This is a genomic window from Kosakonia beeri (genome assembly GCF_054165705.1).
Window position 1 is genome coordinate 3,233,562 of sequence record NZ_CM135106.1, and the last position, 25,574, is coordinate 3,259,135.

Annotated in this window: 29 protein-coding genes; 15 read left to right on the forward strand and 14 right to left on the reverse strand. The window is 53.5% G+C overall.

The genetic code is table 11. The annotated features are described in order from the left end of the window. Positions 1 to 44 precede the first annotated feature (44 nt). On the reverse strand, positions 45 to 1,124 hold the full coding sequence (namA, locus tag ACUY4S_RS15345) for an NADPH dehydrogenase NamA (RefSeq protein ID WP_458021612.1): 1,080 nt from the start codon (positions 1,122 to 1,124) through the stop codon (positions 45 to 47). Positions 1,125 to 1,237: 113 nt separating this feature from the next. Between namA and ACUY4S_RS15350 the strand changes: the two genes are divergently transcribed. Then, positions 1,238 to 1,642, forward strand: coding sequence for a winged helix-turn-helix transcriptional regulator (locus ACUY4S_RS15350; RefSeq protein WP_458021613.1), 405 nt, complete (start codon positions 1,238 to 1,240; stop codon positions 1,640 to 1,642). Between the two features lie 513 nt (positions 1,643 to 2,155). Here ACUY4S_RS15350 and ACUY4S_RS15355 read toward each other — a convergent pair. Both ACUY4S_RS15355 and ACUY4S_RS15360 read right to left on the reverse strand, forming a co-directional pair. Continuing rightward, complete coding sequence (locus ACUY4S_RS15355) at positions 2,156 to 2,524, reverse strand: STY0301 family protein (RefSeq protein WP_458021614.1); 369 nt, start codon at positions 2,522 to 2,524, stop codon at positions 2,156 to 2,158. Continuing rightward, the gene (locus ACUY4S_RS15360; RefSeq protein ID WP_458021615.1) at positions 2,511 to 2,912 is read right to left on the reverse strand and encodes a BPSL0067 family protein; all 402 of its coding nucleotides are present in this window, start codon (positions 2,910 to 2,912) and stop codon (positions 2,511 to 2,513) included. The genes ACUY4S_RS15355 and ACUY4S_RS15360 overlap by 14 nt, the downstream gene beginning before the upstream one ends. Before the next feature lie 222 nt (positions 2,913 to 3,134). Here ACUY4S_RS15360 and ACUY4S_RS15365 point away from each other — a divergent pair, with 222 nt between their 5' ends. Continuing rightward, complete coding sequence (locus tag ACUY4S_RS15365) at positions 3,135 to 4,436, forward strand: MFS transporter (protein ID WP_458021616.1); 1,302 nt, start codon at positions 3,135 to 3,137, stop codon at positions 4,434 to 4,436. Positions 4,437 to 4,522: 86 nt separating this feature from the next. On the opposite strand, the gene ACUY4S_RS15370 is transcribed toward ACUY4S_RS15365, so the two are convergent. The 3 genes from ACUY4S_RS15370 to ACUY4S_RS15380 form a co-directional block, all read right to left on the reverse strand. Then, positions 4,523 to 4,987 (reverse strand): hypothetical protein, encoded by a 465-nt coding sequence (locus tag ACUY4S_RS15370; protein WP_458021617.1) that lies wholly within the window; start codon positions 4,985 to 4,987, stop codon positions 4,523 to 4,525. A gap of 74 nt (positions 4,988 to 5,061) precedes the next feature. Next, a complete protein-coding gene (locus ACUY4S_RS15375) occupies positions 5,062 to 5,535 on the reverse strand; it encodes a hypothetical protein (RefSeq protein ID WP_312688491.1) in 474 nt (157 codons plus the stop codon). Next, positions 5,532 to 5,954 (reverse strand): type VI secretion system amidase effector protein Tae4, encoded by a 423-nt coding sequence (locus ACUY4S_RS15380; RefSeq protein ID WP_312688750.1) that lies wholly within the window; start codon positions 5,952 to 5,954, stop codon positions 5,532 to 5,534. Before ACUY4S_RS15380 ends, ACUY4S_RS15375 begins: the two co-directional genes overlap by 4 nt. A gap of 180 nt (positions 5,955 to 6,134) precedes the next feature. On the opposite strand from ACUY4S_RS15380, the gene ACUY4S_RS15385 reads away from it, so the two are divergent. Then, positions 6,135 to 6,353, forward strand: coding sequence for a DUF7661 family protein (locus ACUY4S_RS15385; protein ID WP_312688489.1), 219 nt, complete (start codon positions 6,135 to 6,137; stop codon positions 6,351 to 6,353). Between the two features lie 10 nt (positions 6,354 to 6,363). Next, on the forward strand, positions 6,364 to 7,089 hold the full coding sequence (locus ACUY4S_RS15390) for a 2-phosphosulfolactate phosphatase (protein ID WP_458021671.1): 726 nt from the start codon (positions 6,364 to 6,366) through the stop codon (positions 7,087 to 7,089). On the opposite strand, the gene ACUY4S_RS15395 is transcribed toward ACUY4S_RS15390, so the two are convergent. Then, complete coding sequence (locus ACUY4S_RS15395; protein WP_458021618.1) at positions 7,060 to 7,629, reverse strand: TetR/AcrR family transcriptional regulator; 570 nt, start codon at positions 7,627 to 7,629, stop codon at positions 7,060 to 7,062. The genes ACUY4S_RS15390 and ACUY4S_RS15395 overlap by 30 nt on opposite strands. Positions 7,630 to 7,708: 79 nt before the next feature. Here ACUY4S_RS15395 and ACUY4S_RS15400 point away from each other — a divergent pair, with 79 nt between their 5' ends. After that, the gene (locus tag ACUY4S_RS15400) at positions 7,709 to 8,911 is read left to right on the forward strand and encodes an MFS transporter (protein WP_312688485.1); all 1,203 of its coding nucleotides are present in this window, start codon (positions 7,709 to 7,711) and stop codon (positions 8,909 to 8,911) included. Between the two features lie 34 nt (positions 8,912 to 8,945). On the opposite strand, the gene ACUY4S_RS15405 is transcribed toward ACUY4S_RS15400, so the two are convergent. Next, positions 8,946 to 10,178: an MFS transporter gene (locus ACUY4S_RS15405; RefSeq protein WP_312688483.1), complete on the reverse strand. Its 1,233-nt coding sequence runs from the start codon at positions 10,176 to 10,178 to the stop codon at positions 8,946 to 8,948. A gap of 275 nt (positions 10,179 to 10,453) precedes the next feature. Between ACUY4S_RS15405 and ybjG the strand changes: the two genes are divergently transcribed. Together ybjG and deoR are read left to right on the forward strand one after the other, a co-directional pair. After that, entirely contained in the window at positions 10,454 to 11,062 is a 609-nt protein-coding gene (gene ybjG / locus ACUY4S_RS15410; protein ID WP_312688481.1) for an undecaprenyl-diphosphate phosphatase, read from the forward strand. A 65-nt stretch (positions 11,063 to 11,127) separates the two neighbouring features. Beyond that, entirely contained in the window at positions 11,128 to 11,886 is a 759-nt protein-coding gene (gene deoR, locus ACUY4S_RS15415) for a DNA-binding transcriptional repressor DeoR (RefSeq protein WP_458021619.1), read from the forward strand. Between the two features lie 31 nt (positions 11,887 to 11,917). Here deoR and dacC read toward each other — a convergent pair whose 3' ends face one another. After that, positions 11,918 to 13,120, reverse strand: a complete 1,203-nt coding sequence (gene dacC, locus ACUY4S_RS15420) for a serine-type D-Ala-D-Ala carboxypeptidase (RefSeq protein WP_458021620.1) — start codon at positions 13,118 to 13,120, stop codon at positions 11,918 to 11,920. 233 nt (positions 13,121 to 13,353) lie between these two features. On the opposite strand from dacC, the gene ACUY4S_RS15425 reads away from it, so the two are divergent. Beyond that, positions 13,354 to 13,983 carry a glutathione S-transferase family protein gene (locus tag ACUY4S_RS15425; RefSeq protein WP_312688475.1) on the forward strand — a complete coding sequence of 210 codons (630 nt, stop codon included), beginning with the start codon at positions 13,354 to 13,356 and terminating at the stop codon, positions 13,981 to 13,983. Between the two features lie 71 nt (positions 13,984 to 14,054). On the opposite strand, the gene ACUY4S_RS15430 is transcribed toward ACUY4S_RS15425, so the two are convergent. Further along, entirely contained in the window at positions 14,055 to 15,158 is a 1,104-nt protein-coding gene (locus ACUY4S_RS15430; protein WP_458021621.1) for a PQQ-dependent sugar dehydrogenase, read from the reverse strand. A 116-nt stretch (positions 15,159 to 15,274) separates the two neighbouring features. After that, positions 15,275 to 15,658: a biofilm formation regulator BssR gene (locus ACUY4S_RS15435; protein ID WP_312688471.1), complete on the reverse strand. Its 384-nt coding sequence runs from the start codon at positions 15,656 to 15,658 to the stop codon at positions 15,275 to 15,277. Between the two features lie 324 nt (positions 15,659 to 15,982). On the opposite strand from ACUY4S_RS15435, the gene ACUY4S_RS15440 reads away from it, so the two are divergent. After that, entirely contained in the window at positions 15,983 to 16,606 is a 624-nt protein-coding gene (locus ACUY4S_RS15440) for a glutathione S-transferase family protein (protein WP_312688746.1), read from the forward strand. 222 nt (positions 16,607 to 16,828) lie between these two features. On the opposite strand, the gene ACUY4S_RS15445 is transcribed toward ACUY4S_RS15440, so the two are convergent. Next, complete coding sequence (locus ACUY4S_RS15445) at positions 16,829 to 17,878, reverse strand: NAD(P)-dependent alcohol dehydrogenase (RefSeq protein WP_312688469.1); 1,050 nt, start codon at positions 17,876 to 17,878, stop codon at positions 16,829 to 16,831. Between the two features lie 111 nt (positions 17,879 to 17,989). Between ACUY4S_RS15445 and ACUY4S_RS15450 the strand changes: the two genes are divergently transcribed. From ACUY4S_RS15450 to ACUY4S_RS15465, 4 genes are all read left to right on the forward strand, one after another. Continuing rightward, positions 17,990 to 18,367 (forward strand): winged helix-turn-helix transcriptional regulator, encoded by a 378-nt coding sequence (locus ACUY4S_RS15450; RefSeq protein ID WP_458021622.1) that lies wholly within the window; start codon positions 17,990 to 17,992, stop codon positions 18,365 to 18,367. A 54-nt stretch (positions 18,368 to 18,421) separates the two neighbouring features. Beyond that, positions 18,422 to 18,979 (forward strand): hypothetical protein, encoded by a 558-nt coding sequence (locus ACUY4S_RS15455; protein ID WP_312688466.1) that lies wholly within the window; start codon positions 18,422 to 18,424, stop codon positions 18,977 to 18,979. Between the two features lie 111 nt (positions 18,980 to 19,090). Further along, positions 19,091 to 19,771, forward strand: a complete 681-nt coding sequence (locus ACUY4S_RS15460) for a DUF1963 domain-containing protein (protein WP_458021623.1) — start codon at positions 19,091 to 19,093, stop codon at positions 19,769 to 19,771. Positions 19,772 to 19,837: 66 nt separating this feature from the next. Further along, positions 19,838 to 20,416, forward strand: coding sequence for a hypothetical protein (locus tag ACUY4S_RS15465; RefSeq protein ID WP_458021624.1), 579 nt, complete (start codon positions 19,838 to 19,840; stop codon positions 20,414 to 20,416). Positions 20,417 to 20,428: 12 nt separating this feature from the next. Here ACUY4S_RS15465 and ACUY4S_RS15470 read toward each other — a convergent pair whose 3' ends face one another. After that, positions 20,429 to 21,358, reverse strand: coding sequence for an alpha/beta hydrolase (locus tag ACUY4S_RS15470; RefSeq protein ID WP_312688462.1), 930 nt, complete (start codon positions 21,356 to 21,358; stop codon positions 20,429 to 20,431). Between the two features lie 228 nt (positions 21,359 to 21,586). Beyond that, entirely contained in the window at positions 21,587 to 22,249 is a 663-nt protein-coding gene (locus ACUY4S_RS15475; protein ID WP_458021625.1) for a DUF2625 domain-containing protein, read from the reverse strand. Between the two features lie 242 nt (positions 22,250 to 22,491). Between ACUY4S_RS15475 and yncE the strand changes: the two genes are divergently transcribed. Next, the gene (yncE, locus tag ACUY4S_RS15480) at positions 22,492 to 23,550 is read left to right on the forward strand and encodes a 7-bladed beta-propeller protein YncE (RefSeq protein WP_458021626.1); all 1,059 of its coding nucleotides are present in this window, start codon (positions 22,492 to 22,494) and stop codon (positions 23,548 to 23,550) included. A 10-nt stretch (positions 23,551 to 23,560) separates the two neighbouring features. Beyond that, positions 23,561 to 25,558: a TonB-dependent receptor domain-containing protein gene (locus tag ACUY4S_RS15485; RefSeq protein WP_312688459.1), complete on the forward strand. Its 1,998-nt coding sequence runs from the start codon at positions 23,561 to 23,563 to the stop codon at positions 25,556 to 25,558. Positions 25,559 to 25,574 lie beyond the last annotated feature (16 nt).

Below are 25,574 nucleotides of genomic sequence, written 5' to 3' on the forward strand. Positions count from 1 at the left end.
AAGGGTCTACTTCGGGTCCAGCTTCACTACTTCGGTTTCGCTAATTAACGTTCTACAGTTACATCCAGCGGAGCTGCTGGCAAACGCGGTTGTGAACGTTGCCAGCCGGAGCCGTAGCGAGTGTACTGTGCCGGTACCGGGATCTCGACTTTCAGGTCGTCCGCAGCGGTACGTGCCCAGAAAGGATCTTTAAGCATATCGCGGCCAACCAGTACAATGTCCGCACGCCCGTTCTGAAGAATTTCTTCCGCCTGGCGGCCCGATTCGATCAGACCCACCGCACCAGTTTTGATATCCAGCTCGCGGCGCAGCAGTTCGGCTGCAGGCACCTGATAGTTCGGGTAGGTGTTAACTGGAACCATTGCGATACCGCCTGTAGAACAGTCAATCAAGTCGATACCCTGCTCTTTCATCCACTTACCATATACCAGGAAGTCTTCCGGTCGGTTGCCGCCTTCCACATAGTCGGTGGAAGAAATGCGCAGGAATAACGGGCCCTTCCATTCACTGCGGACCACGTCGATCACTTCACGCACGATACGGTAACGGTTTTCCTGACTGCCGCCATATTCATCGGTACGTTTGTTGGCCAATGGAGACAGGAATTGATTCAGCAGATACCCATGTGCACCATGAATTTCAATAACGTCGAAGTTTGCTTCACGTGCACGCCGTGCGCCCTGACGGAAAGCCTCCACGACTTCTTTAATTTGCTCAATGCTCATCGCCTGCGGTACTCGGGACTCCGGAGTAAATGGGATGGCTGAAGGAGCGATAGATGGCAGGTGATCAATGCCCAGTTGACGACCCGCGTGACCAATCTGTGCCCCGGCTTTTGCTCCGAAACGATGGATAGCCGCGGTGACGCGTGACAGCCCTTCAACGTGGCTGTCGTCCCAGATACCAATATCACCCGGGCCGATAGGACCGTTCGGCAGCACAGCTGCGGTTTCCAGCATAATCAGGCCGGCGCCGCCAAGGGCACGAGAGCCGTAGTGGACGACGTGGAAATCGTTGATGTAGCCGTCGTCAGAGGCAGAGTGCATACACATCGGGGACATAGCAATGCGGTTGCGGAATTCTACACCGTTGATAGTAATCGGTTCAAAAAGTAAGGCTGACATTTCTTCTCCAAAAGGTGTTTCATATTTGACCCGCTAAAAGTAACATATGATGATATTTTGTTTATACGCTAAAAATATGCCCATACTTACAAAAAGGTAACCATACTGAATTTATGAAGAAATTACGTAATTATGACTCGGCCCCCGGTTGCTCGATGGAGGCTGCACTTCACATAATGGGTGGGAAATGGAAAGGAGTGATCCTCTATCATCTTTTCAAGGACGGTACGCTACGTTTCAGTGAACTACAGCGATTTATGACCAGCATTAACCAACGTTTGTTGACCAAGCAGTTACGTGAGCTAGAAGAGGATGGTCTGATTATTCGCCAGATATATCCTGTCGTTCCGCCAAGAGTTGAATATTCACTGAGCGAAGAAGGACGCGAACTCAACAAGCTTGTTCTTGATTTAAGCCTCTGGGGACGAAAGTGGCTGGAGAAGAGAGGCCTCAAAACCGCAGTAGAAGAAGATCTCGACGAGCTGAAAGCAGTACTTGGCAATCCGAAAGATAAATAAAACAGAATAAGGCACGGGCTCATACTTACAGAAATGCACATGTAATATTCCTAAACTATATGAATGTATTCCTGTTATAAAAGTCCGTTTTATTTCATGTCTTAATAAATGATGGGTGTAGATGGGACAGATATTAAGCTAACATTCTTAATTATTTGCCCGTACTTATTATCTTATTAGCAGCAATAACGGATATGCAGCTTAATTTCCCCGCAAACATGCCATCGTCATGGGCAAACCACGTGGATGCTTTTTACTCTATCCTTCGCTGAATATGTAGGCCGTCTGCCAGGCACTGCCACGTTTCTGTATCAGGCCCAGGGTCACCTGGCAAAGCTTTTTTGTCGCGTAAAACCCAACAAAGTGGCGTGTTAAAGGCCCGCTGCGCATTTCAGAGCATCTGACGGCAGGAATAAAAAGTCGGCGTTAGTTGGCACTTTTTTCAGGTCTGCCCCATCTCGATGACAGCCTGAAAGAAGTTGCTCGGTGCGACGGAATCCTTACAAGAAGAGGTTATTCGCAGGCGGCATAAAATTGGTTTTTATTTTCCCCAAACCATGCTGTGCATTGTTTCGCCGACGCAGGAATTTTCAGTGTCGCTGTTTTATCTGTCCCTTTATACCGGCATACCAGGTACATAGCCGTATGCTGTGCTTTTACATTTTGCTGAGATTGTTTTAGCGTCCAGATCATGTTGTCATCGGTATCGGGCATCAAATCGACCAGTTTTTCTGGCTTACCCTCAAAAACGCTAACCATATTCATTCGGTATATTTTACCGCTATCCTTTAAGACCTCAGGACAGGTTATTTTTTCAGCGTAGACGGCTGTAGAAAATAGCGAGATAGCAGAGGCTAAAAGAATTGCCTTACTCCACAACATAATAATTTCCTCCAACGTTTTCAGCACGGTTTTTGGGAGTAAAACTTATTGTTCTTTGGCTTACAGGTTTAGGGACAGCAACCTTTGCACCACTTCTGTCAAAACCATGCCCTACCCACTGATCCAATACCTGTATACCGGTTGAATCTTGTCCCATATATATGGCCGCGTGAGAGCGTCCGTCCGAATGGTTGCCATACTGGCCATTGTCATCAAATGTCGCTATCGCTGTTCCTGGTGCGATATTCATATTTCCTTTAACCAGCGCACCGCGCTTCCAGTTTACTGTACGAGGCATATTGGCTGCTTTTTGTGTAAAAGCCACACATTGACCACTCCCAACAGATTGCCCAATATAAGCTCGGGGCGTTGCTGCGATGTACGCCATTTCCTGCTGATCTCCATAAGGTTTATCCGGTGATATTCTGTGCCGTACTGAAAGATAAGCAAGCTGGGAATGAATACGTTTTACTGATTAAGATAATTCTTAGAACCAATTTTTACTTAACGTAAACAAAGGAATATACCCTACCTTTTCTTGCGGGATGTACGTTACGTTAGCAGGACGTTATGGTGGTATTTATCTCAGTCGACTGGTTTTGAAATCACCATGAAAATCGATGGATTCATGCAACTCGGACGCAGATTTTTCCTGTTACAGATAGGCACAACGCTCAGCCTGCTGACAGCGCATGTGTTCCGTTTTGCGCTGGCGTGGTGGTGTTTACAGGAAACGCATTCCGCGGTGGCATTTTCCTCGCTGATCGCCTTTTCCGTTGCCACTGAGGTTTATCTCAAGCCTTTTTTGGCTGCGTTCGGCGATCAGTTTCATCGCGGCAAATTCATCCTCAGTGGCCAGTGCATTGTTTTCATCGTGATCGTGCTGCTTTCCCTCGCCTGTTCTGCAGGGTATTTTCATCTCGTCGCCGTAACCGCTGGCCTTGTTGTGATCAGTGCTGTCGCCTCGGCGAGGGAACCCACGATCATGGGATTAATACCCGATTTGGTCGCAGAAGGTGAGGTGTCCCGGGCGATTGCCAGCCGTTCCGCGATCAATTCTGTGATTGCGTTATCCGCTCCATTGCTTGTCGCGTCGCTTGTCGGGTTGTTTTCTGCAAGTGTGGCCCTGTATGTTGCTGTGGTTCTGCAGGGGTTTTCATGCCTGGCCTTTGCGTTGCTGATGAAAAGCGCCATGCCCGCGCACCCGGCGCACAAAAGCGCAAGCTGGTTAAGCAAAACACGGGAGGGGTTCAGGGCCATTTATCATGTTAAATCAGAGCGCTATATAGCCCTTATTTCTGCCTTGATTAATTTCACGCTGTTTCCCTTCTTTTCGGTGGCGGTGCCCTACTGGATCATCACACAATTACACCTGTCGCCCTGGTACCTGGGCGCATTTGAGTGTTCATTTGCCCTCGGATTGCTGTCTGGCAGCCTTTATTTCAACCGGGTGCTCAGCACGGGGATGGGCCGTTTTGGCACAGTCATTGTGGGGTTCGTGTGTCTGGGCGGCAGTGTTATGGGTATTGTGGTGGTGGCGAATATGACCGCTTCGATTGCACTGGCTTTTTTCAGCGGTCTGGCGTTTATTTTTATTAATGTCAATCTCAGCACGCTAAGATCAATCGCCACGCCCGGGCATTACCGGGCGCGTATGGCAGCGATGGCGGCCTTCCTTTCAAGCCTCGCCAACCCTTTTGGGGTGATTATTGCAGGCTGGTATCTTCACTGGCTTGGCGTCACGCTATTCGCTGTGGCTTGCGGAGTGGTGGTCATGCTGATGGCGCTCGTCCTGCTTTGGTCATCACATCTGAAAAAAGCGCTGTCGCTCGATGAGAGGGAAATGAAAGGCTATTACCAGAAAACGTACCCGGAGGCCTTTCGCGAAAGGGGTGAGAAACGCCCTGCATAGCGAGGGCATATAACTGATACAAACGCAGACATTGACGTTAAAATCTCAACCTGCGCACAGTGCGTATTGCCAAGGATACTTGCCGGTTAAAATGGCAGGCGGAACCAGATAGCCCACAGCATATAGACGCCGCCCAGCAGGAAGAAAAATCGATACCCCCAGACAATGGCCGACTGCCGGTTCAGGTAAAATTTCACCGGGTTACGGTTCAGGTTCCCGGCGTTATAGGTTTTATGAAAATGCGTCATCTGCTGCGCGCCCCGGCTGACCAGCGCAACCATAAAGCTCACCATAATGACCATCACCAGCACCATATAACTTTTTAACAGTACTGCCATACCCTCACGCAGCCACAGGCTATCGCTCTTATGCAGCACCACCACGCCACGTTTTTTCAGTTCAATGGCGGTAATACTAAGCGCCACGTGTACCACCAGCAGAAGACAAAAATGCTTTGCGTTGGCGGCAAAAGAACGTTTTAGAGTGATGCCGAAGATCCAGGCGAAAAAGATCATCGACGAAATTATCCACATCACTGTATTAACAATCATTCCCTGCCTGCTTATTTTCCCCTAAGGGGTGAAGAAAAAAGGGCCTTTCGGCCCTGGTTACGGCTATTTTTGCACTATTGCAGCAGGAACCGAAAGTTTTTCTCATCCGTCCCTTTGTCTTTGCATAGCAACATTCTGTTGAGTGACTTTTCACTCAGCCGAAACGTTTTGCCCGTGAAGAATACGCCCTGCCCTTGGGTTCCACACTGCATAGAGGCGGAAACATTCCAGGTTTTTTGTTCGTCTGGCGTGAGTGGCGTGCCAAGAATAATAAAAGCGGCGCTCACGTTCTGTTTTGGAAAAGCGTAATGCAAAGGCTGCGCCTCACCGCGGCGTAAAAAGTAGCAAGGTGGAGTCATGTTCAGCACATGCGTTGCTTTCTCTTTACCTGGCGAAGCGATTTCCAACTCACACTTACCCTGCGCCTGCTGCAACACCAGTTGGTGGCCTTGCCAGTCAAAGCTGTCCGTCACGGCAGAGTCGGCATAACTCTGGCAGCTCAGCAGCAGCGCAGCAATCCCGGCGGTATACTGGATTATCCTGGTCATAATAACTCCCAAAACCACACCTCTTTCCCTAAAGCAAAATAATCCGGACTTCCGCCTTTCATCATCATTTTGCTGCCATCCCAGACATCAATATGATCGGTTGAACCCCAACCATCCTGAATAAAGACGATGCCTTTTTTACCGGCATAATCTGACTGGGTAACGGATTTTTTCTTGACGGCCTGGCCGACCAGATCCTTGCGGTTTAAGAGCCAACTGGCCAGTTCCTGTGCACGAAGCACATGTTTGGGGTTATGGCCGAAGCCTGGGTAACACTTCGCCCCATGATAGATGTTGAGGTTAACGCCCGACTTCTCCAGCGCCACGCCCATTCTGATGGCACACTGGTTGACAAAAGAGCTGTCACAGGGGCTGTCCGGATAGGGATGATTATCCCAGAGTTGGCTGAACGATAGCATCACAGTTGTCCTTTATTGAGGGTTTCCCGGAGATTTAACACACCATGCTGTTCATCATTTTTGCCCCCAAAGAATAGGCGGCCTCGCTATAACTGGCGAGAATTTATTCACCATGATGATTGATTTTCGTGACAGTTCCCTCTTTTATTAACAGAACCGCAACCGGAAGGACGGCTCCCTATGCAGATTTATAACGTTTTTGGCCGCTATATAGGTGTTAAGCGCGTTGAGGGCCGCTGGCAGGTCTTTCGCGTCGACAGGAATGAAAATAAATACTCACGCTTGTATGGGATTATCATTCCTGACGATCTCAGTGAAGCCGGGATCCCCGGCTGGCTGGGCGATATTTTCCACGAAGCCGCCAGTGAGCGGCATCCCGATGTCACCCGTGTGGAATAAGAGGCGCATGATGAATGAGACGTGGTACCAACAAAGCCGCTTCGACGTTCGGCTGGAGTGGGGGCAGAACGCCGCGAAACAACTTGCCCGGCATGTGGACTGCGTGGTGATTGTCGATGTGATGTCCTTCTCCAGTTGTGTCAGCATTGCCAATGATAACCAGGCGCACATTTATCCCTGGCCGTGGAAGGATGAAAGCGCCCGGCGCTTTGCGCAGGAAAACGGGGCAGATGTCGCCAGCTTCACCCGCACCTTTGCGGGCGATCGCTACACTCTTTCGCCTGCATCACTGTTGACTATTCCTGCCGGACACCGGCTGGTGTTGCCCTCACCGAACGGATCGACACTCTCTTATCAGGCGCGCGACTGCGGGGCGGCAGTCTTTAGCGGCTGCTTTCGCAACAGAGCCGCCACCGCACGGGCCTGCGCGGCGTTTAAACGCATCGTCGTTATCCCGGCAGGAGAACGCTGGCCAGACGGCAGCCTGCGCCCGGCGCTGGAAGATCACCTTGCCGCTGGAGCGATTATCGCCGCACTGGGAAGAGAAAGTATGTCGCCAGAAGCTCGCGCTGCAATGGCGGCATTTAACGCCTGTCGGCAAGAGGATCTTTACCATTGTTCATCCGCTAACGAACTGGTGGCGCGGGGTTTTGCCGACGATGTTGCACTGTGCCTGGCAATGGATGTCAGCCCGTATGCCTGCCGGTTAAGCGACGGGTGTTATCAGCCTGTCTGACAGGCCGGCGATCCGCCCGACCATGAAACGGATCTCGTCACGGTGCAGCGGTTCGCGATCGGTAACAAAATGCAGTGTCATTCCCTCAATAAACGCATCCAGCGCGCGGGCCGTTACCGGCTCGAACCACTGTTCAAGCGTGGTCTGGCTGGTCCGCATCCAGTTTTGCATTATGCTTTTTAGCCCTGCCTGGCGAGTCGAAAAAGCATACAACTGATACATCAATTCCATATTGCGCACGGTAGTGACCTGCGCGCTATAAATCAGCTCTGCGATCGCATCGCAGGCCCGCCCGGGGCTGTCAACACCGTCGAAAAACGCCTGATATTGCGCAGACATTTGCTGTGTAAAGCAGGTAAAGGCTTCTTCGAGCAGAGCCTCAATACCCGCAAAATAATAGGTCATAGAGCCGAGCGGTACGTCCGCACAACGGGCTATTTTGCGATGCGTTACCGCATGGATGCCATGTTCAGCAATGGTGTCCAGCGTGGCTTGCAGGATGCGGTCTCTCCGCTGTGGATCGTTAGGTCGACGGGCCATAAGTCCTCTCACTCATTTATGTACAAATGTACACTTCCTTGCTAGTGTTGTCTCACCTTTTCTTGTCCGATGTGACGCTATGACTGCAAACGATACCCGCAAAGCCCTGCGAAATCGCCTATGGGCGTTATTCACCTTCTTCTTTTTGCCCGGCTTGCTAATGGCTTCCTGGGCCACACGCACGCCAGCAATTCGCGACATCCTCTCCGTCTCCACCGCAGAAATGGGGGCGGTGTTATTTGGTCTGTCGGTAGGGTCGATGAGCGGTATTCTTGCCTCTGGCTGGCTGGTGAAACGCTTTGGCGCGCGGAAAGTGATCCGCGCCAGCATGTCGGTTGCCGTGCTGGGTATGCTGATCCTCAGTGTGGCCTTGTGGTTTGCATCACCGTTGTTATTTGCCGTTGGCCTTGCCTTCTTTGGCGGCAGCATGGGTTCTGGTGAAGTGGCGATGAACATCGAAGGGGCGGTAGTTGAGCAGGAGATGAATAAGACAGTGCTGCCCATGATGCACGGTTTTTACAGCCTGGGCACGCTGGTTGGCGCCGGCATCGGCATGACATTAACAGCGCTGGGTCTGGCAGCGAACGTGCATATTCTGCTGGCGGCGTTGGTGGCCATCGTACCGATAATGCTGGCCATTGCCGCCATTCCCGACGGTACCGGGAAAGACGCCGCCGGCGATGATGCCAGCGGGAAAAAAGGGCTACCGTTCTGGCGCGATACACAACTGTTGCTGATTGGGGTGATCGTTCTGGCCATGGCCTTTGCCGAAGGTTCCGCCAATGACTGGTTGCCGCTGCTAATGGTCGACGGCCACGGCTTTAGCCCAACGTCTGGCTCGCTGATTTATACTGGCTTCACCCTGGGCATGACCGTGGGGCGTTTTACCGGCGGCTGGTTTATCGATCGCTACAGCCGGGTGGCGGTGGTGCGCGCCAGCGCCATTTTAGGAGCGCTGGGCATTGGGCTGATTATCTTTGTTGACAGCGCCTGGGTGGCGGGCGTGTCGGTTATCCTGTGGGGGCTGGGCGCCTCGCTCGGCTTCCCGCTGACGATTTCCGCTGCCAGCGATACCGGCCCGGACGCGCCTACCCGCGTCAGCGTCGTAGCAACCACCGGCTATCTGGCCTTCCTGGTGGGCCCGCCGCTGCTCGGTTTCCTTGGCGAGCACTATGGCTTACGCAGCGCCATGCTGGTGGTATTAAGCCTGGTGCTGGTTGCCGCGCTGGTCGCCCGTGCGGTTGCCAGACCGGCAACAGAAGCGGAAGCCGAAAGCTGCTGAGACATCAGCGGCATTTGCTAAGGCGAATGCCGCTTTACCCCTCGAGGGAATTTCCTACCCGTTTGTCGCGCAGGAACACCACCATCAGCCCGAGCCATAGCAGGCCATTCACCAGGTTGAAAATGCTGAACAAACCATTGCCACCCGCCAGCCAGGCATGTTTGCTGACTTCGATCCCAACGGTGAAAATAAACATCTGTAGCATCCCCATCGCCGCCGATACCGTACCTTTACTCATCTCGCTGGCAAACAGTGTCAGGCGCACCAGCCCGGCGTTCGCCAGCCCAATACCGAAGGCGTAGAGACTCAACCCGGCGGTCATCCACAAGTAAGCATGCGATGACACCATGGTCGCCACCGCTGCCAGCACCAGCCCGGCGACAATCGGCCAGCCACCCAGGATGATCAACGCCCGCACGGTACGACGTGACGTCAGGCGTGCCAGCACCAGATTACCGGCAATCAACGCACCAAAAATCGGTACCTGCAACAACCCATACTGATAGCTGCTCAACTGTTCGCCGCTGATGATGATAATCGGCGACTGGGCGATCCACGCCAGTAGCGGCAGGCTGACAAACCCGGTTGCCAGCGCTCCGGCAACAAAGCGCAGGTTTTTCATCACCTCGGCATAATCCCGCCACAGCGCTTTGAAGGAGAGCGGCTCACCCAGCCGGGTTGCGGTTTCCGGCATGGCCTTTTGCAGACCAAAAAAGGCAAACGCCGCCAGTAGCGCAAACAGAACAAACATCCCCTCCCAGGGCGCAGCATGCACCCATGCCGCCCCCACCAGGGGGCCAAGCAGAGGCGCGATTAACGCCACATTGGCCATCAGTGCGGTGATCTTAATGCACACCGCCTCTTCAAAGGACTCCTGGATTGCCGCATACCCCACCGCGCCAATAAAACAGAGGCTGATGCCCTGTAAAAAACGCAGCAAAGTAAATTGTTCAATATCCTGCGCCAGTAAAGTCGCCAGACAGGTGACGATAAACCACACCACGCCGGTCAGCATCACCGGGCGGCGCCCGATGCGATCCGACAGCGGGCCAAGCAGCCATTGTAAAAACATGCCGCCCGCCAGGTAGGCGGTCATGGAAGTCGGCACCCATTCGATCCCGGCGTTGTACTGCGCGACCACCGCTAACATACCGGGTTGGATCATATCGTTCGCGATATAGGTCGAGAATTCGTAAAGCACCAGGCAGAGGGGAAATAACAGCGCCCGTCTGCCCAGGCGTTGGCCTGAGAGGGAGTGGTTTTGCATGCAGTCTCTTCATCCTGTGAGAAATCGCGCCGAGTGTAATCAAAGCTACCCGGCGGCGATAGGGAATTCGCAGTCACTGAGTAAATAAAGCACATTTTTGTTCGTTTAAGGTTTGCTTAAGTGCGGGGGAGTAACGTGTTGCTATTCACGGTTTAACCAGGAATCGTCTAACTCTCAGCCGAGTAAGACAAAACCCCTTTACCGTTCACCGCGCCGCTTTTAAGGTGGGCGCTTTCGCATCAATTTGGATTGTTTAATCAAAGAGTAACACGAGTATGCTAGAGAGCCTGAATCACGCCCTGTTCTACTGGATTAACGCCACACCCGACTCCCCTCACTGGCTAATTGCGTTTGCCGACTTCGCGGCCAGCGATCTTATCAGCATCGTGCCGCTGCTGGCGGTGGGCCTCTGGCTATGGGGGCCGCGCAGTCAGGTCACCGCTCAACGCCAGTTGATCATCAAAGTGACAATGGCGATGTTTGTCAGCCTCTGCTGCTCACTGTTACTGGGTCATTTCTTCCCGCACGATCGCCCGTTTGCCGATCAGGTGGGTTATAACTTTCTGCATCACGCGCCGGATAGCTCCTTCCCGAGCGATCATGGCACAGTTATCTTTACTTTCGCCGTCGCCTTTCTTGCCTGGCACCGGGTATGGTCCGGTGCGGTACTGATGGGTATTGGCCTGCTGATCGCCTGGTCCCGCGTATATCTGGGCGTCCACTGGCCGCTGGATATGCTCGGTGCCCTTCTGGTCGGCATGGGCGGCTGCCTGACGGCGCAGATCCTGTGGCAAGGTTTTGGCCCGGCCCTTTATCGCAGCGTGCAGCAGTGCTATCGCCTCTGTTTTGCTACCCTGATCCGCCGTGGCTGGGTGCGTGACTAAGCCCCACGGCAAAGGTAAGATGAACGCCCTGCTCAATGCAGGGCTTTCTTTTATACAGAGGTTTTATGGAAACAAGACGTGACGAACGGATAGGCCAGCTACTGGCGGCGCTGAAGCGCAGTGACAAGCTGCATCTTAAAGAAGCGGCGGCGCTGCTGGGCGTTTCTGAAATGACCATTCGCCGCGATCTGAACGCCAACAGCGCCCCGGTAGTGCTGTTAGGCGGCTACATCGTGCTGGAGCCGCGCAGCGCCAGCCACTATCTGTTAAGCGATCAAAAAACCCGGCTGGTGGAAGAGAAACGTCGGGCGGCGGGTCTGGCCGCAGCTCTGCTGCAACCGCACCAGATGGCGTTTTTCGACTGCGGCACCACCACCCCGTGGATCATCGAAGCCATCCCTGAGGATCTGCCATTTACCGCCGTTTGCTACTCGTTGAATACCTTTCTGGCGTTACAGGAAAAACCCCTGTGCCGCGCTATTCTGTGCGGCGGCGTGTTTCATGCCAGCAACGCTATCTTCAAGCCGCTGAATTTTAAAGAGACGCTGAGTAATCTTCGCCCGGATATCGCCTTCTATTCGGCGGCAGGTGTGCATGCAGAGCAGGGCGCGACCTGCTTTAATCTGGAGGAATTGCCGGTAAAGCACTGGGCGATGTCCAGCGCGCAGTACCATGTGCTGGTCGTGGATCACAGTAAATTTGGTAAAGTGCGCCCGGCCAGCATGGGGCCAATGAGCCAGTTCGACGTGCTGGTCAGCGACTGTCGGCCGGATGAAAGCCTGGTTAACGCCGCCAAAACGCACCACATTAAGCTGGTTTACTGACCGTGCCCCTGGCGGGCACGGCCTGTTAAGGTCAGGAGAACCAGCCGCCGAACCACTGGTGGAACTTCAGTAATACAAAATCCCACATCCGGCCGATAAAGCCCGCCTCGCCTACCGCTTCCATCACCACCAGCGGCCGCTGCTCAATGGTTTTGCCGTTAAGCTGAAAATCGATAGTGCCCACGACCTGACCTTTCGCCAGCGGGGCTTCCAGCTGCGGCTGAGTTAACGTGTACGTGGCTTTCAAATCTTTCAGTTGCCCTTTTGGGAGGGTAATGGCACCGGATTCACCCGCGCCAAGCTTCGCTTCGCTGGCATCGCCAAACCAGACACGCTGATTGACGAAGGCCGCATCCGGTTTGATCGGTGAAACGGTTTCAAAGAAGCGGAAGCCCCACGTCAGCAATTTTTCCGATTCGTTAAAACGAATACGGTCGGTTTTCGCGCCCAATACGACCGAAATCAGCCGCATATCCCCCTGGGTGGCCGACGCAACCAGGTTATATCCGGCACCGTCGGTGGTGCCGGTTTTCATCCCGTCCACATTCATGCTGGTGTTCCACAGCAGGCGGTTGCGGTTAGGCTGGCGAATTTTATTAAAGGTGAACTCTTTCTCTTTGTGAATGGCGTACTCATCCGGCACGTCATGGATCAGTGCCTTGCCCAGCAGCGCCATATCCCGCGCGGTGCTGAACTGCCCCGGCGCATCCAGCCCGTGGACCGTTTTAAAGGTAGTATTGGTCAGGCCAAGCTTTTGCGCGTAGCTGTTCATCAGGCTGACAAACGAGTCCTGGCTGCCAGCTACAAAGTCCGCAATGGCGATACTGGCGTCGTTACCCGACTGGATAATCACCCCTTTGTTCAAATCCGCCACCGACACCTGATCGCCAGGTTTAAGAAACATTAACGACGAGCCGCGCAACACCGGATTACCGGTCGCCCAGGCATCTTTGCCGACGGTAACCGTATCGGTGAGGTGAATTTTTCCGGCTTTTAGCGCCTGTCCCACAACGTAACTGGTCATCAGTTTGGTCAGACTGGCAGGATCGAGCTTCTCATCGGCGTTGCCTTCTGCCAGCACTTTACCGCTGGCGTAATCCATCAGGATCCACGCTCTGGCATCAACTGGCGGCGCACCAGGCGTTTGTTCAGCTGCGTATAGAGAAGGCGTGAAAAGAACCAACAGCGCAGAGCCTGCAACCAGGCTGCGAAGGGATAAAGAGAAATGCTTCATATAGGCCACCCGAGTATCCATTCAAAAAACGTCACAATACCGTGCCGTAAGAAACGGTGAGTAATAGCGCACAAACGAACCGAAAAAAACCATCGCTGGGTAAAGTTTTTAAAGTTTACGCAATAACCGTGCGCCGTGCCCCGTTACGGCACGATTTTTCTAAGTCGTTGCCAGAACGTTAACTTTCACTCACCATAGAGCACGCTGAAACATTCACTGGCAAAGGGGTGAGCATGATAACGCTATGGGGCAGGAATAATTCGACCAACGTCAAAAAAGTACGCTGGATGCTGGAAGAGCTTGAGTTGCCATATGAGCATATTCTGGCGGGCGGGCAATTTGGGCTGAACCACGATGCCGACTATCTGGCAATGAATCCCAACGGTCTGGTGCCGCTGCTACGCGACGATGAAACCCAGGCTGTACTCTGGGAATCCAATACCATTTTACGTTACCTGGCGGCGCAGTACGGCCAGGGCCGCCTGTGGGTGGATGCGCCAGCCTCACGCGCCGTGGGCGAAAAGTGGATGGACTGGGCGCTAAGTACGCTGGCTCCGCAACACGGCCCGGTGCTGATGGGCCTGGTTCGCACACCGCCGGGGCAGCGCAACAACACCGCCATTGAGGCCGCGAAGCAGGCGCTGGACGCGCAGTTCACGTTACTGGACAGCGTGCTGGCGAACCAGCCATGGCTCTCCGGCGACGCCTTCGGCTGTGGCGATATTGCCGTTGGGCCGTTCATCTATAACCTGCATAACATTCCGGGTCTGAGCTGGACGCCGCGCCCCCACTTAGCCCGCTGGTATGCACAATTGTGCGAGCGGCCAGGGTTTCGCAATACGGTGATGATCCCGGTAACGTGAGACACAGGTCAGGCAAAGCAACGCCGCGCTCAGGCCACACTGCCGGGCAGCGGCTTTGCTTACCCGGGCTATTAATTCGGACTGACTTTCCATAATTCGCCATCTGATTCATCGGTTAGCACATATAAGTAGCCATCCGGGCCGGTGCGGACATCGCGGATACGGTGGTTGCGCTCACCGAGAATACGGCCATCTTCGCTGACGCTGTCGCCCTTCACGCTCATAACAATGACCTCTTTTTCTTTCAGCGCGCCGATGAACAGCTTCCCTTTCCACTGTGGGAAGGTCTCACTGCCATAAAATGCCATGCCGCTGATCGCGGGCGACACCTTCCAGTAGAAAAGAGGTTGCTCAGTGCCGGGGACAATGCCGCCTTTCGCTTCAGGGATTTTCAGGCCACTGTAATTAATGCCCCAGGTAGCAATCGGCCAGCCGTAGTTCTTGCCTTTCTGCGGAATGTTAATTTCATCGCCGCCGCGGGGCCCGTGCTCATTCAGCCATACGGTATGGCTCCAGGGGTTCAGCGCCATACCTTGCGGGTTTCGAATGCCGAAAGACCAAATCTCCGGACGCGCGCCCGCTTTGCCAACAAACGGATTATCCTCCGGTACCTTGCCCTGATCGGTTAACCGCACCACTTTGCCCTGTAATTTATCTGTATCCTGCGCTGTCGCGCGTTGGTTGTTCTCACCCAGCGCAATCCACAAATAGCCTTTACCGTCAAACACCATCCGGCCGCCAAAATGGTTGCCCGTCGAGAGCTTTGGCTGCTGGCGGAACACAGTACGGAAATGTTCAAGATGCTGCATATCCTCGCTGAGGCGCCCATAGCCAACTGCCGTTCCCGCTTTATCATCCTCACCGGCTTCGGCATAACTGAGCCAGACCCGTCGTGACTGGGCAAAGTCCGGTGCCAGCGCCACATCCAGCAAACCGCCCTGCCCGTGCGCCCACACCGTTGGCACACCGGTAATGGGATCGGAAAGCCCTTTGCCCTGTAGCCAGTGACGCAACTGCCCGCCGCGCAGCGTGATTAACATGCCATGGTTATCCGGCAAAAAAGCCAGTGCCCAGGGATGGTCGAGTTTGGTTTGCAGCACATTGACGTTCACTGCCGACGGGGCGGCAAACACAGAGGCGCTGATAAAAAGACCCAGCAGGAGGAAATGGCGCATACGGCGCTCCTTTATATTCCATGAACTGGATAAAGGTTAGCCTGTGGCGCGTTGGGCGAATCGGGGTTTACAAAAACTTGAATAACAAAGGGGGAGTCGCCTCCCCCTCTTCAAACTCAGATTTCTTCTAGCGGTGCATGCTCGTTCAAATACTGAATGCAATAATTCAGTACGTTCAAGGAGCGTTCGAGCTTGTCGGCATTTACCGTGATGTAAGTTGGGCAATCCTGCCGTCCACTCATCAAGCAAACTGCCGCAGAGGAGAGCGCCTCCTCTGCGCGATAAAGGGCGCCGCGCGTATCGCGGTCCGGCATCTCGCTGAGCCGTTCTCCCTTATCGCGGATCTCCTGCGCAAGTGCAAAAAAACGTTCGCGCAGACGTTCGGTTTCACTGACCGACATATATCCCTTTACTTTCAGTAACTGGCTATAGCCGGCAAGATCGGTTCTGCACGCAACCAACTTCGTCAATAAACGACGAGTGATGTCGTCAAGGGTCATACAGGTTTCCTCCCTTGTTCGCCTAAGTGGCAAATCATAATATGGTCATTTTTTGTACAAAAGCATGAGGAAGGTCAATAAATAAACAGGACCGATAATCCTTTACACCCTACGCACCAGCCATGCCCGCCGGCCGCCGTAGAGAGAACTCTCCAGGGTACTTCTAAACCATAGCTCTCACCAATGAATCACGCCAGCCAGCACCCGTCTTTCCTTTCAGCATTCGCGTAATAAGCAAAACGGCACAGACGGCCCGTAGCGGGAAAGCATTCTGCTGGTGTATTGTTTTTAAACGATCAATCAGGCGGAATGGACATCAACACGATGCTGAAAATTCTTGGTAAGACAACATCAATAAATGTGCGCAAAGTTCTTTGGACCTGTGAAGAAGCAGGACTGGATTATCTGCAGGAAGATTATGGTAGCGGGTTTGCCTCAACAGAAACCGAGGCGTTTCGCGCGCTAAACCCGAATGCCATGGTGCCGGTACTGATTGACGACGATTTTACCCTGTGGGAATCCAACTCCATTTGCCGCTATCTGGTACGTAAAGCCGGGCGTAACGATCTGCTTCCCACCGAGCCACGGGCCTGCGCGAATGTTGAACACTGGATGGACTGGCAGGCAACCGAGTTTAACAATGCCTGGCGCTATGTATTTCCGGCGCTGGGGCGCAATAACCCGGCATATAACGATCAGCATGCCATCGCTGCTGGCATCAAAGAGTGGAATCACTGTATCGGTATCCTTGAACAACAACTGCAACGAACCGGGGCCTTCGCCGCAGGCGAGACGTTTACCCTGGCGGATGTGGTGCTGGGTTTGTCCGTGAATCGCTGGAAGATGACCCCGTTTGAACACCCGCCGGTACCGGCCATTGAGGCATGGTTCGCGCGCCTTAACCAGCGCCCGGCTTTTTTGCGCCACGGCAATAACGGCATGGTGTAATACAGACGACTGCCCGGGTGATTCGCGATGATATGTCGGCCTGACCCAATCCGCGCATACTGCGCAAAGGAAAATGCACACGCGCCAGCCATGGTGATTTGCAATGGCGCGGTGGGGTGTGGGTCATCTTGCCGTCAGGCAAAGCTGGCTGGACGCCGCAGGAGTGCATCCGCCTGCTTCGTAAAGCGTGAGGGCTGCCGCAACGCACGACAGCATTTTTTTTCACCAGCGGGTTGCCTGCATGTCGATCACAAAACGGTACTTCACATCGCCCTTCAGCATGCGGGCAAAGGCGGTTTCAATCTCCTCTCCGCTGATCATCTCAATGTCTGCGGTGATAGCGTGCTCGCCGCAGAAATCCAGCATCTCCTGTGTTTCCTGAATGCTGCCAATTGACGAACCGCTGATACTCAAACGGCGAAACACCATTGGTGTGATATCTGGCGCGGCATGCGGCTGGTCAGGGATCCCCACCAATACCAGACGGCCGTTGGTTTTCAGCGTGGCCAGGTAAGGATCCAAATCGTGCGGGGCAGCGACGCAGTCAATAATCAAATCCAGCGAAGTCTGGCAGGCCGCCATTTGCGCAGCATCACGCGAGACGACAACCTGGGTTGCCCCCAGGCGACGGGCATCGGCGCCCTTTTCCGGCGAGGTGGTAAATAGCGTGACCTTCGCCCCCATTGCAGTGGCCAGTTTTACCGCCATATGGCCGAGTCCTCCCAGACCGACCACGCCAACCCTGTCGCCCGCCGTGACATTGAAATGGCGCAGCGGCGACCAGACCGTCACCCCCGCACACAGCAGCGGTGCGACACCTGCCAGCGGCAGGTTAGACGGGATCGCCACCACAAAATGCTGATCGACCCTCACGCGCTGCGCGTAGCCGCCCCAGGTGCTGTCGCCGGTGTATTTATCAATGCCGTTATAGGTGGCGGTGAAGCCCGCTTCACAGTATTGCTCTTCATGCTGCCTGCAGAAATGGCACTCGCGGCAGGCATCGACCATTACGCCCACCCCGACGATATCGCCCACGTTAAAATGGGTTACTTCTTCTCCCGCTGCCACCACACGGCCGACGATTTCATGCCCTGGCACCAGTGGATAGCGGCTGACCGCCCACTCATTACGTACCATGTGCAAATCGGAGTGGCACACGCCGCAGTAGAGGATTTCAATGTCGACATCCTTTTTTTGCAAAGGACGCAGTGCTATCTGACCGGATGTTAAAGGGCGTGCCGCGTCGTGTGCGATTAATGCGTTGATTTTCATCGTGCCTCCAAATGAACTGGCTGTGGCTAACTGAAGGCGGCAGACTATAGTCAACATGATTCTATTTTGATAGTAGTCACCATTTGGTGACCATAAACAGAGGACAGAACAATGCCCGCCTGGGTTGACGGTAAACTCTTTTTCTACGCGGATTCACCACCGCGTCGCCTGATGGATCTCTTCTCGGTGAAATGGAGCACCATGGTACTCCACGCGCTCTATCACTGGCCGGATGAACGCGCCCGCACAGGGGAGTTGCAGCGCAGCCTGCAAGGCATTTCGAAGAAGATGCTGTTCCAGACACTGAAAGAGCTGGAACAACGCGGGCTGATCGCCCGCCATGTATATGACGTGATCCCGCCGAAAGTCGACTACCGGCTCACGCCGCTTGGCAGAACGTTTGCCGAACCCATTGAGCAAATGTACCAGTGGGGACTGGAAAACCAGGCCGCGCTGGATGAAATGGAAGCGCATTACCGCGACGGTTAAAGAAAGGTCCGCCAGCGTCGATAACAGGCAAACAGATCGAATCAGGGAATAATCATGCGCGGCGATAATCGGGATTTTATAGAGATTGAAGACTCACTGGATGTTTTTTTAGCGGACGATGTCGTCATTGAAAAGATGCAAATGATCAATGGCGAGATCAACGACTGGGAAAAATGGTTGCAGATTGAATTGCAGTATTACTTTCAGCACCATCCGCTGTTTCAGTGCCAGCGTGAAAAACAGTTTTCTCTGACCCTGCCTGGCAGCGCAATCAGAAGAGTCATGTCTGTCGATTTGGTCTTAAAAAGAGAGACAACCAAAGCGATCCAGGATATTTACGTCGAACTGAAATGTGTGAAACGGCTAAGTACTCTGCGCCGCGTGCTGCAAAAAGATTACGCCAAATTGCACTTGCTGGCGCAGCATCAACCGATGCGTTCTTTCTGGTGTATCGCCTTTTACTGGAATTACGACGAAAGTGATGTCGCTATGGCACCTTTCCTTGCCGGATATAAATATGCCGTGCATAAGGCCATTGATCTCTGCGGCTGCGGCGATCCGCACTGCGAAGAAGCCAGGATGGGATATGTCATTATTGGTGGTAAACGGTAAATACATTCGCGACTGTTTATTGTCCGCCCCCTACTCTATTCCAGCCATTTCCTCTGCGGTGATATGAGGGTAAATTGCCAAGGATCACCTTAACGGCACAAGTAATATCTGATGAGTACCAAAATCACCGCGGAAATCGCACTGGAGCAGTTACGCGAAAATTTACGCCCCGCTTGCGTGGCTACCGTAGGAGGCTTTCGCCCACCGGAAGATCCCCTTACATCATGGTTCTGCCGCGGTGTTGGCTTAGCCGCAGAAGGGCTTCCGCTCTGGCAGGGAGAACCCATGTTTCCGTTGTTGCAGATCCGGGTGGCAGAATTACCCTGGATACCGGAAGCACTAAGCGATATTGCCCTGTTGGTGCTGTTTCATAATTTACGCGAACACCCTTTCGATAATAAACATGGCGACGGCTGGCTTATTCGCGAATATAAAAGCACCGACAATTTGAGCCCCTTACCCGATGTTGCCCACCCGTATAAACCTTTTCCGTTGCGCTGGACATTGCACCAGGATGCACCCGGATGGGAAGACGCATGGGACGTTGTAGACTTATCCGCCGTGAATGCCGATCCCGCCGCCACAGAAATATTTTTCAGGGAATTTAACCGCTACCCGCAGACTAAAGTGGGCGGCTACCCCTATGAAATTCAGCATGGGGTAGGCCTCGATAATTTTGTCTTCCAGGTAGGCTCGGAGGAAAAAGTGAACTGGATGTGGGCAGATAACGGCATCGGTTATTTCTTCCGCTCGCCGCAGGGTGAATGGCGATGGTCATGCCAGTTCTATTAAAAATGGCTCGCGGCCCCCTTGTGATATAGTGCCCATTCGACCCACCAGGCAAGGGAAATAAGCGAATTGAATATCACATTAATACGCCATGGGCAGCCAGAAATTACCGTTCTGCACAGTGCGAAAAGAATCAAAGCCAATGCGATGCAAGCCTGGATAGCCGGTTACGATGCCTCAGATATTGTGGGCGCGCCGACGGCGGAAATAATATCGATGGCCGGACAGAGCGATTATTGTGTTTGTAGTCCACTGCGACGCGCACACGCCTCACTGCTGGCGACAGGATACACGCCAGATGAGATCATTCATAAACTGCATGAAGTCCCTCTTGCTGTCGTGAACGTTCCCTTTCTCAGGCTGCGCCCGCAAACATGGCTGATTGTTTTTCGCCTCTGCTGGATGCTCGGCTTTATCACCGGTTCAGAGTCACGATCCGCCGCCAGAATAAGAGCCGGTGAAGCCGCTGAATATTTGATTAAGCATGCTGAAGAACACGGCTCTGTTTTCAGCATGGGTCATGGTTTTATGAACAGGCTGCTTGCCCGTGAACTGGAAAAGCGTGGCTGGAAAAGAGCAGACAATAAGGGACACAGATACTGGAGTGGCGTGAAATATCGTCATCCGCTCCCGCAAACACCACGTTGAAAGACGCGCGGTTCAGCGAATGCGGGCAGGTTTTTCGTCCTGGCCATTGCCCGCCACGTCTAATAACGCGGCCTCAAATGAACGGGCAAACATGGCGCCGTGCGTCAGACCGGGAAAAAGCCAGTAAGTGACTGGCGCGCCACCAGCACGCAGCGCGGAAGCTGTTTCACGCACGGCTTTCAGTACGTCTGGCACCTTATCCTCTTCCCGGCTTCTCTGCTCGCCATCGCCTTCCATAAACCACAGAGATTTCGTGCGGGTGTTTTGCCGGGTAACGTGCTCGACTGCATGGAGTAATGCAAAGTTATTGCGCCCTAATGACGGAACGGCAGAATAATATGCCGTAAAAAATGCCGAGGAAAGGTAGCTATCCAACACAAATAAGCCGCCGTAAGAGTGCCCCCATAGCGCGCGTTTTTGTGAATCGACAGGGAGATCTTTTTCCACGGCCGGGGCAATGGTCTGCTCCAGCAACTGGCGGAACACAACGCTACCGCCGCCGGTTCTGCCGCGCAAATTCTGCGCTTTCCCGCCGGCCGCCGGGGTGTAGTCCCAGGCCCTGGCATTGAGATCAAACGGCAGCGGTGTCTGATACCCGACCGCTACCAGCACGGGTGCATTACCCTGCGACAGTTTTTGCAGGACGTTATCCGATAACTTATCCATCACCGCATTACCGTCAAGCATATACACCACCGGGTACCCCGCTGCGGGTGGTGTGTTGCCGGGTACGCCGGTCCATACCTTGTAATGCCGTTGCCCATCTGCGGAATCAAACGTGCGAACAGAAAAGTGATAAAACGCGGACCCACGATCGGCAATGTTTGGACCCAGCGGCGTCATATCCGGTCTGGCATAAGCGGTTGTGGAACTCAGCAACAACCCCGACAGCGCCAGCAGGCGCAAACCGTTGAATCGAGACGTCGTCTTTTTTACTTGCATCAAAAACGTACCTCTCGCTGCAAAGGGAAATATTTTTTTGGGGTTATCAGCATCAGTCCTGTCCGGGAAGTGAAATGACGCGCAATAACGTAATGCGAATCATTATTAATTGCAACAGGATAAATGGACTTTCTGCCTATGTGTTCAAGGGGTTATTGGGCTTGAAGAAGTGATACATCGCCAGAGGCCCAGCCCCTACTCCCCCGGCTTTTGTAACGGTTCATGCGATTATTGCGCCAGTTGCTGTTGTAATTCCTGGCAGAGCGCCCAGTGTTCATCAACAGGCACGGCGGTTCTCGAGCGTTGCCCGGCTGTCATTTGCGGCTCAGTCCACAGAAAAGGGTAAAAAGAAAATACTTTGTCGCCCGCCAGCGCCGCAACATCATCCTGCCAGCCGGGCCAGCGCACGGTTTGGTAGAACAAAGCCAGATCGCCGCACAACGTCCACTGCACAAATGCCGAATAACCGACTTCCAGGCTTTCCCAGGCCAGGCTGTCGGGTGCAAAGTAGTAAACATTACCGACTTCTTCACCCAGTCCCCCACCGTTAATGGCAAAAAAGCCACCGCTGGCATCGTCGGCAATCAGCAGTCCGCCAAAAGCTTGCATACCGGCTACCGATTGCGTCCACGCAGCCGGGTCGCGCGGCAGTCTTGAGTGGCCCGAGCCCAGGATACGCAGCCAGCCCCCATCAATCAGCAACCCGCCCGTTTCATACACGACCGCCCCCATGGATGAACGGGTGGTCACTTGCAACTGACAGAGCGCCTGTTCGGCAAGCTGCGGATCTTTTGGCAGGATCTCATAAGGGTTAGTGGCCTCACTTAACCACGTTTCAACGACCACCCAGCCCGGATCCTGCATATCGATTAAGTCTGTTAATGGCTTCACCCTTGCTCCTTTCGTCTCGCTTGTCTGGCTGTTGATCATGGTGCGTTTTTTTGCCAGCCACGCGTCTTCGCCCGTTCTCGCGGGATAACAGTGCCAGTACGACCCGGCAATCTCAACCCGCAACGGGGCATCTTTCTGTTTAGTACTAAAAATGGTAGGTCACTTTTCATTCGACGCAATTGAAAATGATATTTGTTTTCATTAGCATTATCTTTTTGTGAATAACTGTAAAGAAAGATTACATGCCTACCATGAATCCACACAAAACTGCCCTTCGCGTGTTCGCACTTTCCTTTGCGCTCTTTTCCGCGGCTTTATACGCCCAGGAATTTACCGAGAGGGATTTCCAGTCTCAGCCTCTTGGCCACGGGGTGTACGAGCTGGCTTATGACCACGGGCAAAAAACCCTTTTTGCTGCCTCCGCGCCTTCTTTTGCAAAGGACAAAACAGACGGTCTGGTATTCCGCCTGGCAGCCGATTCCCTGAAAATTGATCAGCGCATCACGACGCAACGACGCACTTTTGCCGTCGCCCTGGATGAAGCAAACCATCTCCTGTATTTGGGTAACTCCCTGGAAGGCTCCCTCACTCTGCTGGATACCCGTACGAATAACGTCATCAAAACACTGCAACTGAGTGACGACAGCGACCCGAATAAGAAAGCCCACGTGCGTGAAGTGGTGCTCGATAAGCTGCATCAGCGTTTGTATGTCTCCGGCATTGGCGCCAAAGACAAAGGGTTACTGTGGGTCGTGGATACGCAAAAGCAGGCGCTGGAGAAAACACTGGAGAAACTGGAACCCGTCGGCTTTGCTGTGGATGAAGCCGGCAACAACGTTTATGTGGTGAACGGTAAAGGCGAGCTCATTACTCTGGACGGCGCAACATTGCAGCTCCTGTCGCGCGTGAAAGTCGATCCGGCAGAGCCGAAACACTACTTCCTGAACATTGCTCTTAATACCGCAGCGGGAGTTGGCTACATTGCCGACACCAACACCCCGGATGTGCTGGTCGTCAAACTCGATTCTGGCGAACTTGTTCAGCGTATTCCGACGCCCAACTCGATTGCCGTGCTCTATAACGCCGCGCGCGATGAAGTGTATGTCACGCACCGTAACGCCCGACAAATCAGCATCATTGACGCCAGCAGCTACCGTCTGAAACACACCATTAAAACGACCGCGATGCCAAACAGTCTCGCCCTTTCTGCCGACACCAGTACGCTCTATGCCAGCGTGAAACAGGACGAGAAAGAGACGAAAGCGGACTACGTTCTCAAAATCGATTTAAGCAAATTCTAAGGGATTTTTTGTGAAAACTAAGACACGTTTGTCCGTGGCGATTGCGCTTGCCCTCACGCCTCTCACGACCGTTGTGAATGCTGCAGATAGCGACACCGCAAAAGAAGATGAGCTGGTCGTCACGGCGACCGGTTTCAGCCAGGAACGTCGCGACGCGCCGGCAACGATCTCCGTCGTCGACGAGAAAGGGCTCAATACGCGTTCCAACCAGAACATCACCGAAGCGTTACGAGAAATGCCGGGTGTACTGGTCGGCAATGGCCACGGCACGCTGGCCACGGGCGATATTCAGATGCGCGGGATGGACTCCACGTACACCGCCTACATGGTGAACGGCATCAAACAGGCGACGCGAGAATCACGCCCGTATGGCCACAGCATAGGCACCGAAGCCGCGTTTATGCCGCCACTTGCGGCCATTGAACGGATCGAGGTGATCCGTGGGCCTATGTCCTCGCTCTATGGCTCCGACTCCATTGGAGGGGTGGTCAACGTCATCACCAAAAAAGCCTGGAACCTGGATAAATGGACCGGGGTACTAGAGGATAATTACTTCCTGCAGGAGAAAAGCGAATACGGCAACACGAATCAGACCAACGCTTTCGTGATGGGGCCGGTGATCCCCGGTAAGCTTGGGATCAGCGTCGGCGCAGATTATCTCGATCGCCGCGATGACGATAGCGCAACTAAACAGCGCTTTGTAAAGCACCAGTCCGGCAATCTCGATGCCACGATCTCGATGTCGCCAACCGACACCCAACTTTGGGATCTCAATGCCACGCGTGGGCATCAGGAAAAAAGCCATAACCAGAAAGAGTGGTACTGGGGCTTCGACCGCGAGGCCGTGTCACTGTCACAACATGCCTGGTATGGCGATGATCTGCTGGAAGCAAAAAACTTCATCAGCTATGAAAAAGCCCGTACGGAATATCGGGTACCGGGCATGGATTCACAATTCATTGAACAGCGTAACTTCGAAGCCAACAGCGCGAATACCTTCTCCCTGGGCGATCACAAGCTAACGCTGGGCGTTAACTTCACGCGCAATGAGCTCAATGACACTTTCAGCATCGAAGATAAAATGGCTCCGGGTGTTACGCCCGTGAGTAAAATCACCCGCGATGGGTGGGCGCTATTTGCCGAAGACGCCTGGATGATGGTGCCGGACTTCACGCTGACCACCTCTGCCCGTTTGGATCATGACAGCTATTTTGGCTACCACGTAACGCCAAAACTCTACGGAAACTGGACACTGGATGAGCACTGGGCGCTGAAAGGCGGGGTTTCTGCCGGGTATAAAAAACCGGATCTGCGTGAGAATAACGCGGGTTTCACCAGTGTTTATGGTTCCTATCCCTATTCCGAAATTGGTATTGGTAACGACGATCTGAAGCCGGAGCAGAGTATCAACACCGAATTGGGTGTGTACTGGCAAAAAGAGACGCTGGCGCTGGATGCGACAATTTTCCATACCCGGTTTAAAAATAAAATCAGCGATTACACCATTTGCGAAGCGACGGATACCCAACAGTGCCAGTACAACGGGTATGTGGCGGAAAGCGTCTTCCAGTATTTCAACGTCAGTGATGCCGAGATTTACGGACTGGAGCTAAACGGTGACTGGCAGGTAACGCCTTCCCTGAAGGCCAATGCGAACTATACCTACACGCACAGCGAACAAAAAAGCGGTGAGTATAAAGGCTATGCGCTGAATGATTTTCCGAGCAGTATGGCTAACCTTTCACTGACCTGGAGTGCGACAAACGATCTGGATCTGTGGGCAAGGTCGAGCTGGCGTAGCAAATCGCCAGACCTCGGTAAATCCAGTTCAACGGATGCCTATGCGCTGGTCGATCTGGGGGCGCGTTACCATCTGAATAAACAGATCACCCTGATGGCGGGCGTGTATAACTTGTTTGACGTCAACCCGATATACACCACCTCGAACAGAGAACTGGCGATGCTCGAAGGACGTCGTTATAACCTCGGTGCACGCTACGAGTTTTAAGCATGACAGTGATACC